The following is a 14,767-nucleotide window of genomic DNA, read 5'->3' on the forward strand; positions in this document are numbered from 1 at the left end:
GGGCTGGGCGGGGGCGTTGAGCGCCATGGATGGCGCGAAACGAGGCCCGCATGGACGCAGTTTTTGCCGTCCCCCGACCAGCCCCACCGCCCGACCCCGCCCCAACTGCAGCTCTGAAAGCCACCCGCGAGGGGGTCCCACCCGTTCGACCAACCCGACTCAGACCACCGTAGAAGAACGCAGCGCGGCAATCCGCTCATCCAGCGGCGGATGACTCATCATCAGCTTGCGCAGGCCCTGCCCCATGCCGCCGGCAATACCGAACGCAGCGACCTGGCTCGGCAGCGTGCTCTGCCCATGGTTGACCTTCAGCCGCTCCAGCGCGGCGATCATCTTCTGCCGCCCGGCAAGCTGCGCACCGCCGGTATCAGCGCGGAACTCACGGTGCCGCGAGAACCACATCGCGATCATGGTGGCGAAGATGCCGAAAACCATTTCCAGCACGAACACGATCACGAAATAACCGATGCCGCGCCCGCCGCCCTCGCGGTTGCCGGACATCGCGCTGTCGATCACCCCACCGACCACCCGGGCCAGCACGATGACGAAGGTATTCAGCACGCCCTGCAGCAGCGCCATGGTGATCATGTCACCGTTGGCGACGTGGGCGATTTCGTGGCCCAGCACCGCTTCGGCCTCGTCTTCGCTCATGTGGTGCAACAGGCCGGTGGACACCGCGACCAGCGCCTTGTTGCGGTTGGCACCGGTGGCGAACGCGTTGATTTCCGGGCCGTCATACACCGCCACTTCCGGCATGCCGATGCCGGCTTCGCGCGCCTGTCGCTCCACGGTCTTCAGCAACCAGCGCTCGGTGTCGTTGCGCGGCTCGGTGATCACCACCGCGCCGGTGGAACGCTTGGCCATCCACTTGGACAGCAGCAGCGAGATGAAAGAACCACCGAAACCGAAGATCGCCGCCATGACCAGCAGGCCGCTCATCTGGCCGGGATTGACCCCCAGCACCGACATCACGATACCGGCGAGGACCAGCACCGCAAGGTTGGTAAGAAGGAACAGGGCTATGCGACTGAACATGGGGAAAGTTGGCTCTGGAGAGGGTAACGGTGCTAAATCTGCGGTGACTTCAGCTTGAATTCAAGCGCCAACCTGACCGACGATTCAGCCAGCATGACGTCCCCCATTCATTGCGGCCGATTCGCGCCCTCGCCCACCGGTCCGCTGCACGCTGGCTCCCTGCTCGCCGCTTTCGCGAGTTGGCTGTCCGCCCATCACCAGGGCGGGCGCTGGCTGCTGCGCGTGGAGGACGTGGATCCGCCGCGCACCGTCCCCGGCGCAGCGCAGTCACAGCTCACCCTGCTGCGCCACCTGGGCCTGCACCCGGATGGCCCGGTGCTGTGGCAGAGCCAGCGCGACGAGGTCTACCAACACGCGCTGGATGCCCTGCTGGCCAGCGGCCAGGCGTTCGCCTGCCACTGCAGCCGAAGTGAGCTGGCCGCCAGCGGCGGCATTCACCACCGCTGCATTGCACGCCACGCGCGCCTGGATCCTGCCATCCGCCTTCGCGTAGCACCCGCCAGCGTGGTGTCGTTTGACGACACGCTGCGCGGCCCACAGCGGCAGGACGTCCATGCCGTAGTCGGTGATTTCGTCCTGCGCCGTGCCGATGGCTGCTGGGCGTATCAAATGGCCGTGGTGGTGGACGATGCGGCGCAGGGCATCACCGAGGTGGTGCGCGGAGCGGACCTGCTCGATTCGACCGCGCGGCAGATCCTGCTGCAGCGCGCGCTCGGGCTGCCCACCCCGACCTATACCCACCTGCCCCTGCTGCTGGGTACCGACGGCCGCAAACTGTCCAAGTCCGAAGCGGCGCAGGCGGTGGACGAAGGCGACCCGATGGCCGTGCTGCGGCAGCTCTGGCAACTGCTGGGACAGCCCGCCGCGGCACTGGCCGGCGCGGCCACCCATTCCGAGCTGCTGCAACGGGCTGCGGTGGCCTTTGATCGCAGCAGAGTGCCCCTGCACGACATTTCATCGGGGCAGGCGCACAGCAGCCCGTGATGTTGCAGAATCCCCCTTCCCCTCCACATTTACGGAAACGCAGCATGACTCCACGCGTCGCACTGGTCACCGGCGGCACCGGCGGCATCGGTACCGCCATCTGCCAACGCCTGGCCGACCAGGGTCACCGGGTTGCCACCAACTACCGTGACCACGCCAAGGCGTTGGCCTGGCAGCAGGCCATGGCAGCTCGCGGCCTGGCGATCGCGATCTTCCCCGGCGATGTGTCCAGCCCGGAAAGTGCCGAGGCGATGGTGCGTGCCGTGGAAGCCGAGCTGGGACCGGTGGAGATCCTGGTCAACAACGCCGGCATCACCCGCGACACCACCTTCCATCGTATGCGCGCCGAACAATGGCATGAGGTGATCAACACCAACCTCAATTCGGTCTTCAACGTGACCCGTCCGGTGATCGAGGGCATGCGCCGCCGCGGCTGGGGGCGAGTGATCCAGATCAGCTCGATCAATGGCCTGAAGGGCCAGTACGGGCAGGCCAACTATGCGGCGGCCAAGGCCGGCATGCACGGCTTCACCATCTCCCTGGCGCGCGAGAACGCCGGCTTCGGGATTACCGTCAACACTATTTCCCCCGGTTACGTGGCCACCGACATGGTCATGGCGGTGCCGGAGGAAGTACGCGCCAAGATCATCGCCGATATCCCGACCGGGCGGCTCGGCAAGCCGGAGGAAATCGCTTACGGCGTGTCGTTCCTGGTCAACGACGAAGCGGCCTGGATCACCGGCAGCAACCTGGACATCAACGGCGGCCATCACATGGGCTGGTGACCGCCGCCCCGACCGCCCGCGCAGTGTGGCGCTCGCCGCACGCGCGGGCCCCGACAGGCTGAACCGATGCGAAAATGCTGCGCAACATGAAAAGCCTTGCTGCGCAACATGATCGGCCCCGCAGGGCCCGCCACAAGGGCTTCTGGGCGTTGCAACGGGTGCTGCGCTGCGCCATGCTGGGCGTCTACTGTGACGAGTGCTTGCTTCATGGCTGCTACCCGCATCATCAAGAAGTATCCCAACCGCCGTCTGTACGACACCGAGATTTCCAGCTACATCACGATAGAGGATGTGCGTCAGTTGATCCTGGACGGCGAAGACTTCGAGGTCCGCGACGCCAAGAGCGGGGATGACCTGACCCGCTCGGTCCTGCTGCAGATCATTGCCGACCAGGAACAGGACGGCGAGCCGATGCTCTCCACCCAGCTGCTCAGCCAGCTGATCCGCTTCTATGGCGATTCCCTGCAGGGCTTCATGGGCAACTACCTGGAGCGCAGCATGCAGGTGTTCCTGGACCAGCAGCAGCAGTTCCGCCAGCAGATGGGCAACCTGCTCGGGCAGACGCCGTGGGCGATGATGAACCAGCTGACCGAACGCAACATGGAGCTCTGGCAGGAGTTCCAGCGCAGCATGGGCAGTGGCTTCGGGCCGCGCCCGGGCGGTACGTCAACCGGTACCGGTCCGCGACCGGGCAGCGCGCCGGGCGGTCCCGCGCCACGTTCGGGCACCGGTCCCGGCGCTGCGCACAAACCGACCGAAACCGCCGGCGGCACCGGCGGCAAGGGCCGCACGCGCTGATCCCAGCGCGGCCGCTGGCCTGATGCAGAACGGCGCGCCCTTGCGGACGCGCCGTTTTTCGTTACGGCGGCAACAGGCAGGCGCTCAGCGCTTGGCGCGCACCCGCTCCACCTTGTAGCCCTTGGCCTTCAGCTTCTCCACCACGCCATCGCTGCCCAGCAGGTGAAGTGCGCCCACCACCACCAGCGTGCCACCCTGCCCGGCCTGCAGGTGCGGCTCCAGCTTCGGCAGCCAGGCATCATTGCGATCGCTGTTGATGCGCTGGTAGAGCTGCGGATATTGGCGCTTCATGTCCACCGCCATGCGGTTCCACATCAGCACGTCGTCGCCGCGCCGCCATGCATCGTGCAGCGCGCGGATTTCCGCATCGCCCTTGTCGGATTGTTCCAGCGCCTCTTCCACCATCTGCCGCTGTTCGGCGATGCTCATGCCAGCCAGCACGCCGATCTGCGTATCGATGGTCTCCAGGCCCAGGATCGGCTTGCCCGCCTTGGCGGCCCGGTCCATGAAGTGCTTGTCCAACCCGAGCGCGGGGTCCAGCCCCATCTTCTGCATCTGCGCGATGCTGATGCTCAGGCCGACGAACCACGGTTTGAGACCCTGCATCTGCGCCAGCGGCAGCGGATTCTTCGTGGCGTAATCCTGCAGCCGGGCCCAGGTGGCATCGCCGAGGTCGCGGCGCAGTTCGCTGCCATCGGTGCGCATCGCCGCCTGCACCATCTTGCCGGCCAGCTCCGGTGATTCCATGTCCTGCGCCGACAGTTCGAACACCACGCGCTGCGCTGCATCGAAGGCCTTTTCAGCCTCCGCGGCCAGCGGGTAATCCTCCGGCCGCAGCAGGTGGAACGAACCCAACAGGTAGACGCGGGCATCACCGGCGCCGGTCACCTTCCACAGCAGCGGCACCGGTGCGGTGCGCGTCGCCGCCGGCTTGGGCGCGGCAGCTGGCGTTGCCGCGACGGTGCTGAAGGCTGCGCCGAGCAGCAGCAGCGGGGCGATCATCCAGCGGGTGACGGAACGCTTCATGGCGCACTTTCCTTGGGTGGGTGGTAGGCGCGTTCACCGGCCTCGATGCGCAGGTCCAGCCGGTTTTCCGGCGGTGAAAGCGGGCAGGTCGCGAACGGAGTGAACGCGCAGGGAGGATTGTAGGCGTGGTTGAAATCCACCAGCACATGGCCGTCCGCGCCGGGCGCGTCGGTGTCCAGGTAGCGTCCGGCCGGGTAGCTGCCGTGGCCGCTGGTGCGGTCGGCGAAGATCAGGAACAACGGCTCACCGGGTTCGGCGATGGCCTCGATCCGGTAGGTCGTGCCGTCCTGCTGGAACTCGACGACACCGGCGTTGGGCATCGGCGTGGTCAGGCCGGTGATGTCCACGATCGGCAGGGTCTTGCCCGCCGGGTGCGGCAGGAAGCGCGCGCGCACTTGCCACTGCGGTCCTCCCGGCCAGTAGTCCAGCCCGGTGAACCCGCTGCGCGAGGTGGCGTCGGCATGCTTGATGCGCAACGCAAAGCGCTGTCCACGTTGCAGCAGGCTGAGCTGCCCCTTGCCGTCATCAAAGGCAATGCGGGTTGGCTGCGGGTCGTGGTCGCTGTGGAACGCAATTGGTCCGGTCACCGCCGCCCCGTCCACGCTCAGCGGCACGCCGCGTTCGGGAGTGAACGACCAGCGCTGCCCCTGCCGGCTGACCATGCCCAGCTTGTCCGGCCCTGCGGCGAGGCGGATGCCACTGCCCGGCCCACGCCCGATGTAATGCGCCTTGTGCTCCAGCCAATGCAGGCCGACCAGCGCGGTCCAGCCGTCCGGCGCGGTCAGCTCCTGATAGCGCTGCATCCGCCACTGCTGCTGTTGCCGTGCGAAGGCCGGATCTTCCTGCACGGCCGGCGCCGCCTCGGGCGCCTTGCCACCACAGCCGCTCATCGCAAGTGCCAACATCAGTACGGCGCTGCTGTACCCCTTCCCCACGATCATCCCCTTCACCGTCCGCGCAGGAACCAGCGGTCGATCTCCGCCAGCGAAAAACGCGCCCAGGTCGGGCGCCCGTGATTGCACTGGCCGGAGCGTTCGGTCATTTCCATGTCGCGCAGCAGCGCGTTCATTTCGGGCACCGTCAATCGCCGGTTGGCGCGCACCGCGCCGTGGCAGGCCATGGTGGACAGCAGTTCATCGCGCGCGGTCGCCACGCGCCGCGACTGGCCGTGTTCGCGCAGGTCGCCGAGCACGTCGCGCAGCAGGCCTTCCGGTTCGGCGTTGGCCAGCAGCGCCGGGATGCTGCGCACATGCAGTGCGCCGGGGCCGGCACGGGTCACGTCGAAGCCCAGTGCGATCAAGGTCTCCGCTTCGCGTTCGGCGGTGTCGGCCTCACGTTCGCCCACCGCCAGGGTGATCGGTACCAGCAGTGGCTGCGCATGCAGGCCGATGCCATCGTGGGCATTCTTCAGCCGCTCGTAGCCGATGCGCTCATGCGCGGCGTGCATGTCCACCACGATCAGGCCTTCGGCATTTTCGGCCAGGATGTAGATGCCATGCAGCTGTGCCACCGCGTAGCCCAACGGTGGCACCCCGGCATCGGCGCTGGTCACCGGCAACCCTCGTTCGGACGGCATCGGCGGCAGCGACTGCTGGCTGCCTGCAGGCCCGGCGTACAGCGCGGCGTAAGCCGCCGGCGCATCGGCCACCTGCAGGCCCAGCGGCGATTGCTGCGCGCCCCAGTTACCGTAGCCGCCACCACCGCCACCGGGCTGGCCGTTTGACCATGGCGTCGTCGCCTGCGGAAGGGCCTGCGCTTGAACACCGGCGCCGATCTCATGTGCGGCCATGCCGGCGCGGGTATCGGCCAGTGCATCCTTCAGGGTGCGGTAGACGAAGTCATGCACCAGGCGCGAGTCGCGGAAGCGCACCTCGTGCTTGGCCGGGTGCACGTTGACATCCACCCGCGTCGGATCCAGTTCCAGGAACAGCACATACGCCGGCTGCCGGCCATGGAACAACACGTCGCCGTACGCCATCTTCACTGCGTGCGCCACGCTGCGATCACGCACCGAGCGGCCGTTGACGTACAGGTACTGCTGATCGGTGCTGGCGCGCGAATAGTGCGGCTGTGCGATCCAGCCGTGCAGGCGCAGTCCGGCACCGCTGTGGTCCACCCGCACGGCCTGGTTGGCGAAATCCTCGCCCAGCGTTTCCCCCAAGCGCGCATCGGAGTAGAGGTCGCCGGGTTTATAGCGGCGCGAGGCTTTGCCGTTGTGCGAAACGCGCAGTTCCACATCCGGGCGCGCCAGCGCCAACGAGCGCAGCCACTCTTCGATGTGTCCCAGTTCGGTACGCTCTGCGCGCAGGAACTTGCGCCGCGCCGGCACGTTGTAGAACAGTTCGCGGACTTCCACGGTGGTGCCCGGCGCGTGCGCGCGCGGCAACACCTCGCCCAGCTTTCCGCCTTCGATCTGCAGCGCTGAGCCATGTTCGTCCTGCGCGCGTCGCGAGGCAAGCGTGAAGCGGCTGACCGATGCGATGGAGGGCAAGGCTTCACCGCGGAAACCGAGCGTGGCCACCGCTTCGAGGTCGTCCAGGCTGGCGATCTTGCTGGTGGCGTGGCGGGACACCGCAAGCGGCAACTGCTCGGCGGCGATGCCACTGCCGTTGTCGCGTATCCGGATCAGGCGCACGCCGCCTTCTTCCAGTTCGATATCGACGCGGGTGGCGCCGGCATCGATCGCGTTCTCAACCAGTTCCTTGACCACCGACGCCGGCCGCTCGACGACTTCGCCGGCGGCGATCTGGTTGATCAGGATCTCCGGCAGCGGACGAATGGTGGCGCTCATGCGCGTACCTGTCTGCAGGCATGGAACGCAGGGCGGATGGGGAGGGAAACGGAGGCTGACTTCATTCGCCGATGATAGCGGATGGGTGGCGCTGCCCGCTCCGGTAGTGACGGCCGCTGGCCGTCAGCCTCTGCCCGAGTGGGTGATCTTCGCCCTGGTGGGTGACGACCGTTGGTCGTCACCGCTTCGCCGCTGCGCTCGCCGAGCATGGCTCGGCGCTACCTCGGCCTACTTGCTGCCGCCGGCTACGGTGCTGGCCGCTTCCATCTCCGCCTGCGCACGCGCGGCGTACAGGGTTCCCGGGGGCGGCTGGCGGGTAAAGAACACATTGACGCCATCCAGCACGGCAGCGGCGATCTTGCGCTGGTACGCCGGGTCCATCAGGCGGCGCTCTTCATCCGGATTGGAGATGAAGGCGGTTTCCACCAGCATCGCCGGCATGTCCGAGGTGCGCAGCACGGCGAAGTTCGCGCGTTCGATGTTCGGCTTGTGGTTGTTTCCGATCCGTTTCAGTCCGCCCAGCACATGGCTGGCAGCATCTTCGGAGGCCTTCATGTAGCCGCTCTGCGCCAGGTCCAACAGCACGTTGGCCAGCGTGCCCTCGGTGCGCTGCAGGCTGACGCCACCGATCAGGTCGGCCGCGTTTTCCTTGTCCGCCAGCCAACGGGCGCGCTGCGATGAAGCGCCCTTGGTGGACAGCACGTAGACCGAGGAGCCTCGCGCAGCACGGTTTTCCGCGGCATCGGCGTGGATCGAAATGAAGATGTCCGCCTTCGCCGCACGCGCTTTCTGTGCGCGCATCGGCAGCGGAATGAACACGTCGCTGTCGCGCGTCATGTACGCCTTCAGGCCCGGCATCGCATTGACCTGGCGGGCAAGCTCGCGTCCAACGGCCAGGGTGATGTCTTTCTCACGCTTGCCGCTGGGGCCCACGGCACCCGGATCCTGGCCGCCATGGCCGGGATCGATGGCCACCACCAGCGGACGCATGCCCGGCTTCATGCTTACACGCGCCACGTCGCTGGGCATGCTCGGACGCGGCGCGATCGGCGCGGTTTCCGGCGGCTGCGAGGTGTTGCCCGAAGGCGCGGCCGCAGCGCCGGTACGGGTCGGCATGGTGCCGGCGATGGTGGTACGCACCGGCGCCTGGGTCGGCTGGCCGGCCAGGATGGCGGCCGGCGAAGGCGTGGCGGCGTCGGTACCGGCGCCGGTTCCGGCGACGGTGGCCGTGGTGGTGCTGGGCAACGTTGCCGGTGCGGCCGGCGCAACGGCGACAGCCGTGGCCTGCTGCTGGACTTGTGCGGTGAGCAGCGCGGTGGCCCGGGCGGCATCGCTGCGGGTCTGCGCGGCGTTCACCGCCGTGGACGGCGGCGGGGTGGCCGCTGCCGTAGCTGTCGCAGGGATCGGCGCGCTCGCAGGCGGTGACACGTGGGCTGCCGTGGCCGGCGCATCGCCGGGCCATTCAATGACCAGCCTGGACTGTCCGCCCTGCTGCTGCATCTGCGGCTTGAACGGGGCCACGTTGTCGGCAAGATCGAACACGACGCGGAAGGTGCCGGGCACCGGCTGACCGGTACGCACCGCCGTGACCACGCCCTGCGCGGCCGGCAGCTTCAGTCCGCGCACCGCGGAGGAGTCCGGGAAATCCACCACCAGCCGGTTCGGACCGGACAGCGCGATGGTCTTGTAGCCACCAGAGCCGGCCAGCGAAATCTCGGCGCGGGTGCCGGTCGCACCGGTATCCAGGCGCACCTGGTTGATCTCACCCGCCCACGCGTCGGCACCCGCCAGGGCGAGTCCGGCAGCAGCACAGAGAGCAAGGGTTCGAAAGGGAAAGCGCATGGCTCAGGATTCAATCACTGCGCTGAACAGATTGCAAACCTTTTCCCTTAATAATCCGTAACTTTCATGAGTTTGTTATGGTCGATATACAGAAAGCGAAGCTAACTCGCTTCCTTCAGACAGTCGCTTCACCCAGGCTTCACCGGATTCGCTCAACGGAATGAGATTGGCGCGTCGGCCTCTGCCTGCCATCTCCAGCTCGAGCCGCAGATCCGTCGGCGGTAATGCGCCTGCCCCGTGCTCCGGCCATTCCACCAGCCACAGCGAGGCGGTGCCTTCGTCCAGGCCCAGGAAGTCCAGTTCGGCCGCGCCCCCGATCCTGTACAGGTCCATGTGCCAGGCCTCGCTGCCATCGGCCAGCGGATAGCGTTCCACCAGCGTGTAAGTGGGGCTGCGGATGGCACCGGTCACGCCCAGCGCCCGCAACAGCGCGCGTGCGGTGGTCGATTTGCCCGCGCCCAGGTCACCCTGCAGCTCAAGCAAAGCCTGCGACGGGCGGGTCGCCGCCAGTGCCTGGCCCAGCAGGTCGGTGTGCTCGGGAGTGGGGAGATGCAGTTCAAGCATGGACAGGATCCGGATTGCAGAGCCGGCGCAACGGCGCCAGCAGGTCGGTGGGAAGCAGGCCGCGCTGGCCGTCGGCAGCGGCGACATCGCCGGCCAGCCCATGCAGCAGGGCGCCGCCGGCCGCGGCCTCGAACGGCGCCAGGCCCTGCGCACGCAGGGCGGCAATGATGCCCGTGAGCAGGTCGCCCATGCCGCCGACCGCCATGCCGGGATTGCCCGCGCCGATCACGGCGGTACGCCGGCCCGGCGCCGCCACCAGGCTGCCGGCACCCTTCAACACCACTACCGCATGGAAGCGCTCGGCCAGTGCAGTGGCCGCGGCGAAGCGGTCGGCCTGCACCGCAGCGGTGGTGGTCTCCAGCAGCCGCGCGGCCTCGCCGGGATGGGGGGTGAGGATCGCCTGCGGGAGGGCCTGCGGATCGCGCGCCAGCAGGTTCAGCGCATCGGCGTCCACCACCAGCGGCTTGCCGCTGTCGCGGGCGTCACGCCATAGTGCCTGCGCCCAGTCGTCCTGCCCCAGCCCCGGCCCGATGGCGACGACGCTGGCCCGCTGCAGCAGCGCCTGCAGGTCCGCGTTGCAGTCCACCGCGTGGCTCATCGCTTCGGGCAGCCGTGCCAGCGCCGCGCCGATATGTCCGGCGCGCGTGGCCAGGCTGGCCAGGCCGGCACCGGCCCGCAGCGCCGCGTGCGCGGTCATCAGCAGGGCACCGCCGCTGCCATGGTTGCCGCCCACGCACAGCACGTGTCCGGAGGTCCCTTTGTGGGCGTTGCGACGACGCGGCGGCAGCAATCCAGGCAGGCGGTCGCGCTGCCAGTAGTCGGCGGACGCGTGCACACCGCCGGATGCATCTGCAGGCACCGGCAAGGTCGCCAGCTCGCACTGGCCGGTATGTTCCAGTCCCTCGCCGGTATGCAGTCCGCGATGGGCCACGATGAACTGCAGCGTCAGCGTGGCGCGCACCGCCACACCCGGCGCACTGCCGCGGTCGGCGTCGACGCCACTGGGCACATCCAGCGCGAACACGGGCGCAGCCTGCGCGTTGATCGCTTCGATGACGGCCTGCGCCGAAGCGCGCGGCGCCTGCCGCAGGCCGAGCCCGAACAGCGCATCGACCATCACATCGGCGCGGGGCAGGCGCCCATCGAATGGGGTGCTGCATCCGCCGGCGCGCTCCAGTTCGGCGGCGGCACGGGCACTGAGCGCGGTGGACGGCGAGGTGCCCGGCAGGGTCAGCACGCTGACCTGGCGGCCGGCCTGCAGCGCATGCAGGGCCAGCACGCAGCCATCGCCGCCATTGTTGCCCGCCCCCACCACCACCGCGATGTGCCGGGCATCGGGCCAGTGCTGCAGCAGGCACTGCCACGCGGCCTTGCCGGCGGCAGCCATCAACGACCAGCCGCCATCACCGGCCAGCGCGGAAGCGCGCGCATCCAATGAACGGGCGGCAGCGGAATCGAACAGAGCGGAAGGGTCCAGCATGCAGGGATTCTATACTTGCGGGCATGCATCCCGATTCCCCCCCCCTGCCCGCCGGCCTGGATCCGGCGCTCGCCGTCCAGCGCATCCGTGCCCTGGCCCGTGCGCATGGCTTCCAGCGCTGCGGCATCGCCGGGGTGGACCTGGCCGAAGACGAGGCGCACCTGGCCGACTGGCTGGGCCAGGGCCTGTACGGCACGATGGACTGGATGGCGCGGCACGGCACGCTGCGCGCGCGGCCGGCCGAACTGCTGCCGGGGACCGTGCGGGTTATCTCGCTGGGCATGGACTACAGCCACAAGGACGACACCGAGGCCTGGGCCACGCTGGCCGATCCGGGCCGTGCCTACGTCGCGCGCTACGCACTGGGCCGCGATTACCACAAGCTGATGCGCAACCGGCTGCAGAAGCTGGCCGCGCAGATCAGCGATGAAGTGGCGCCATTGGGTTTCCGCGTGTTCGTCGACTCCGCGCCGGTGCTGGAACGCGCGCTCGGCCGCGATGCCGGCCTGGGCTGGATCGGCAAGCACACCTGCCTGATCGATCGCCACGGCGGCTCCTGGTTTTTCCTTGGCGAGATCTACATAGACCTGCCATTGCCGATCGACCAGCCTGCCAGCGCGCACTGCGGCACCTGCACCCGCTGCATCGAGGTGTGCCCCACCCAGGCCATCATCGCCCCACAGCGGCTGGATGCGCGGCGCTGCATTTCCTACCTGACCATCGAACACGACGGTGCCATCCCCGAGCCGATGCGTGCGCTGATCGGCAACCGCATCTACGGCTGCGATGACTGCCAGCTGGTGTGCCCCTGGAACAAGTTTGCAAAGCGCACCGACGAAGCCGATTTCCGCGCACGCAACAACCTGGACCGCGCGCGCCTGGACGAGTTGTTCAGCTGGGACGAAGCGGAGTTCCTGCAGCGCACCGAAGGCAGCCCGATCCGCCGCAGTGGCCATGAGCGCTGGCTGCGCAACATCGCCGTGGCGCTGGGCAACGCACCGACCTCACCGCAGGTGGTAGAAGCGCTGTTTACCCGCAGCACGCACGATTCGGCGCTGGTGCGCGAACACGTGCAATGGGCGCTGGGGCAGCACGGCGCGGCGTGATCGCTCGCGTCCGACGTGCGACCATGGTGGCCTGATCCAGAAAGACCCGTTGAGTGCCCATGCAGCAGCGCAGCATCGATGTCCTCACCCCCAGCCAGCTCAACACGCTGGCGCGTGACCTGCTGGAAGGCAGTTTCCCGGCCATCTGGGTGGAGGCCGAACTGGGCAGCGTGGCGCGTCCCTCGTCGGGCCATATGTACTTCACCCTGAAGGACGCACGCGCACAGCTGCGCGCGGCGATGTTCCGGATGAAGGCGTCCACGCTGCGCTTCGTGCCCCGCGAAGGGATGCGCGTGCTGGTGCGCGGCCGGGTCACGCTGTACGACGCACGTGGCGAATACCAGATGGTGATCGACCATATGGAAGAAGCCGGCGAAGGGGCACTGCGCCGCGCCTTCGAGGAGCTGAAGGCACGGCTGGAAGCCGAAGGCCTGTTCGACCCGGCACGCAAGCGCCCGCTGCCCGCCCACTTCCAGCGCCTGGCGGTGATCACCTCGCCTACCGGTGCGGCGGTGCGAGACGTATTGAGCGTGCTCGCCCGGCGCTTCCCGCTGCTGGAAGTCGACCTGCTGCCGTCGCTGGTACAGGGCGATTCGGCGGCGCCGCAGATCACCCGCCTGCTGCAGGCCGCTGACGCCAGCGGCCGCTACGACGTGATCCTGCTGACCCGCGGTGGCGGCTCGCTGGAAGACCTGTGGGCGTTCAACGATGAAGCACTCACCCGTGCGGTGGCCGGCAGCCGCACGCCGGTGGTGTCTGCGGTGGGTCACGAAACCGACTTCAGCCTCACTGATTTCGCAGCAGACCTGCGCGCGCCGACCCCGTCGGTAGCCGCCGAACTGCTGGTGCCCGACCAACAGGACCTGGCACGCCGCCTGCGCCGTGACGCAGCGCGCCTGCAGCAGCTGCACCGGCATGCGCTGGGCCAGGCGATGCAGCGCGCGGACCGCCTGCTGCTGCGGCTCAATGCCTGCAGCCCACAGGCCCGGCTGCAGCTGCTGCAACGGCGCCATGCCGACCTCGGCCGGCGCCTGCAGGCGGTACGCCAGCAGCAGGGGCAGCAACGTACGGCGCGCCTGCGGCATGCGGCGGCGGTGCTGCGCGGGTTCCATCCGCAGCGCCAGCTGGAAGGCCTGCGGCGCCGCCTGCTGGCCCTGCGCGGCCGCCCGCAGGCCGCAATGCAGCGCCAACTGCAGAACGACGCGCTGCGGCTGCGTGGACTGGCCCGTTCCATGGAAGCGGTCAGCCCGCTGGCGACGGTGGCCCGTGGCTACAGCATCCTGACCCGCACCGACGATGGCCAGCTGGTCCGCAGCGTGAGCCAGGTCCAGCCCGGCGATGCCGTGCAGGCCAAGGTCGGCGATGGGGTCATCGACCTGCAGGTCACCCGCACCCGGTAGTGACGGCCGCTGGCCGCCTTGCCGCCCTACTGCCGCGCCTGTTCGCAGAACCGCTGGCGGTATTCCAGCGCCTTGGGCATCAGCGCCTGCAGGTTCTGGATGCGCGTGCCTGGATTGGGGTGGGTTGAAGAGAACTCCGGCTGCGACTGCCCGCCGCTGGCCTGGCCCATGCGCTCCCACAGCGGCACCGCCTCGCGCGGATCAAAACACGCCGCCGCGGCCAGCATCAGGCCCACTTCATCGGCCTGCGTTTCATGGCCGCGCGCATACGGCAGCAGGTAGCCATAGCCCATCGCCGCCATCACCATCTGCTGCTGTTGCGGGTCCATGCCACTGGCCGCACCGGCCATCTGGCCGATCTGGGTCAGCTTCTGCTGGGCCATGCGCTGCGCACCATGGCGCAACAACGCATGGGCAATTTCATGCCCCATCACCACGGCCATCGCATCGCGCGTCTGCGCCACCGGCACCAGGCCGGTGTACACCGCCATCTTGCCACCCGGCAGGCAGAACGCATTGGCCTGGTCGGACTGGATCACGTTGACTTCCCAATCGAACCCGCGCGAGAAGTGTCCAGGCTTCAGCCCATGTTCTTCAGCCAGCGCGGTTTCCACCACGTCGACCTTGGCAATCAGCCGCTGGGCGATCTCACGCACGTCGCGCGATACCTGCGCATTCGGGCCCAGCGGCCGCTCCTGCGCCAGGATCTCCTGGTAGGCCTGCAGGCCCAGCGCCTTTTCCTGGTCCACGTCCAGGGTGCTGTCGATCAGCACCGACTCGCCGGTGTACGGATCCACCGACCGGTTGGAAAACCAGTAGAACGCGGCGTAGCCGGCGAAGGCCAGCAGCACCAGCCAGCGGACATTGCCGAACAGGCCGCCGCGGCGCGGGCCCTGCTGCGAAGAACGGGAGAACGGATCGTTGCGCATCGATGTGCGTCCTGGCCAGCCCCGCCG

At 68.3% G+C, this 14,767-nt stretch carries 12 protein-coding genes and 1 pseudogene; 5 read left to right on the plus strand and 8 right to left on the minus strand.

Annotation, left to right across the window (positions count from 1 at the left end; genetic code table 11):
* Nucleotides 1-159 precede the first annotated feature (159 nt).
* A complete protein-coding gene (htpX, locus tag SOM47_RS00005; RefSeq protein WP_042612066.1) occupies nucleotides 160-1,035 on the minus strand; it encodes a protease HtpX in 876 nt (291 codons plus the stop codon).
* A 93-nt stretch (nucleotides 1,036-1,128) separates the two neighbouring features.
* On the opposite strand from htpX, the pseudogene gluQRS reads away from it, so the two are divergent.
* The 3 genes and pseudogenes from gluQRS to phaR all read left to right on the plus strand — a co-directional run.
* Nucleotides 1,129-2,042: pseudogene (gluQRS, locus tag SOM47_RS00010) on the plus strand (tRNA glutamyl-Q(34) synthetase GluQRS); the annotation flags it as partial.
* A 21-nt stretch (nucleotides 2,043-2,063) separates the two neighbouring features.
* Nucleotides 2,064-2,804 (plus strand): beta-ketoacyl-ACP reductase, encoded by a 741-nt coding sequence (locus SOM47_RS00015; protein ID WP_101100767.1) that lies wholly within the window; start codon nucleotides 2,064-2,066, stop codon nucleotides 2,802-2,804.
* Nucleotides 2,805-3,011: 207 nt separating this feature from the next.
* Entirely contained in the window at nucleotides 3,012-3,602 is a 591-nt protein-coding gene (gene phaR / locus SOM47_RS00020; protein ID WP_042612064.1) for a polyhydroxyalkanoate synthesis repressor PhaR, read from the plus strand.
* An 84-nt stretch (nucleotides 3,603-3,686) separates the two neighbouring features.
* Here phaR and SOM47_RS00025 read toward each other — a convergent pair whose 3' ends face one another.
* From SOM47_RS00025 to SOM47_RS00050, 6 genes are all read right to left on the minus strand, one after another.
* Entirely contained in the window at nucleotides 3,687-4,628 is a 942-nt protein-coding gene (locus tag SOM47_RS00025) for a TraB/GumN family protein (protein ID WP_414715736.1), read from the minus strand.
* Nucleotides 4,625-5,569, minus strand: coding sequence for a DUF1684 domain-containing protein (locus tag SOM47_RS00030; RefSeq protein ID WP_414715737.1), 945 nt, complete (start codon nucleotides 5,567-5,569; stop codon nucleotides 4,625-4,627). The genes SOM47_RS00025 and SOM47_RS00030 overlap by 4 nt, the downstream gene beginning before the upstream one ends.
* 5 nt (nucleotides 5,570-5,574) lie before the next feature.
* Complete coding sequence (gene mutL / locus SOM47_RS00035) at nucleotides 5,575-7,419, minus strand: DNA mismatch repair endonuclease MutL (RefSeq protein ID WP_320504431.1); 1,845 nt, start codon at nucleotides 7,417-7,419, stop codon at nucleotides 5,575-5,577.
* Nucleotides 7,420-7,647: 228 nt separating this feature from the next.
* Nucleotides 7,648-9,261: an N-acetylmuramoyl-L-alanine amidase gene (locus SOM47_RS00040; protein ID WP_320504432.1), complete on the minus strand. Its 1,614-nt coding sequence runs from the start codon at nucleotides 9,259-9,261 to the stop codon at nucleotides 7,648-7,650.
* A 75-nt stretch (nucleotides 9,262-9,336) separates the two neighbouring features.
* A complete protein-coding gene (tsaE, locus tag SOM47_RS00045) occupies nucleotides 9,337-9,825 on the minus strand; it encodes a tRNA (adenosine(37)-N6)-threonylcarbamoyltransferase complex ATPase subunit type 1 TsaE (RefSeq protein ID WP_320504433.1) in 489 nt (162 codons plus the stop codon).
* The gene (locus tag SOM47_RS00050; RefSeq protein WP_320504434.1) at nucleotides 9,818-11,305 is read right to left on the minus strand and encodes an NAD(P)H-hydrate dehydratase; all 1,488 of its coding nucleotides are present in this window, start codon (nucleotides 11,303-11,305) and stop codon (nucleotides 9,818-9,820) included. The genes tsaE and SOM47_RS00050 overlap by 8 nt, the downstream gene beginning before the upstream one ends.
* A gap of 23 nt (nucleotides 11,306-11,328) precedes the next feature.
* Between SOM47_RS00050 and queG the strand changes: the two genes are divergently transcribed.
* Both queG and xseA read left to right on the plus strand, forming a co-directional pair.
* Nucleotides 11,329-12,411, plus strand: coding sequence for a tRNA epoxyqueuosine(34) reductase QueG (queG, locus tag SOM47_RS00055; RefSeq protein ID WP_320504435.1), 1,083 nt, complete (start codon nucleotides 11,329-11,331; stop codon nucleotides 12,409-12,411).
* Nucleotides 12,412-12,470: 59 nt separating this feature from the next.
* Entirely contained in the window at nucleotides 12,471-13,811 is a 1,341-nt protein-coding gene (gene xseA, locus SOM47_RS00060) for an exodeoxyribonuclease VII large subunit (RefSeq protein ID WP_320504436.1), read from the plus strand.
* Nucleotides 13,812-13,837: 26 nt separating this feature from the next.
* On the opposite strand, the gene SOM47_RS00065 is transcribed toward xseA, so the two are convergent.
* The gene (locus SOM47_RS00065) at nucleotides 13,838-14,740 is read right to left on the minus strand and encodes a M48 family metallopeptidase (RefSeq protein WP_320504437.1); all 903 of its coding nucleotides are present in this window, start codon (nucleotides 14,738-14,740) and stop codon (nucleotides 13,838-13,840) included.
* Between the last annotated feature and the right edge of the window lie 27 nt (nucleotides 14,741-14,767).

This window comes from Stenotrophomonas sp. CFBP8980 (assembly GCF_034046095.1).
GTDB classification, from domain to species: Bacteria; Pseudomonadota; Gammaproteobacteria; order Xanthomonadales; family Xanthomonadaceae; genus Stenotrophomonas; species Stenotrophomonas lacuserhaii.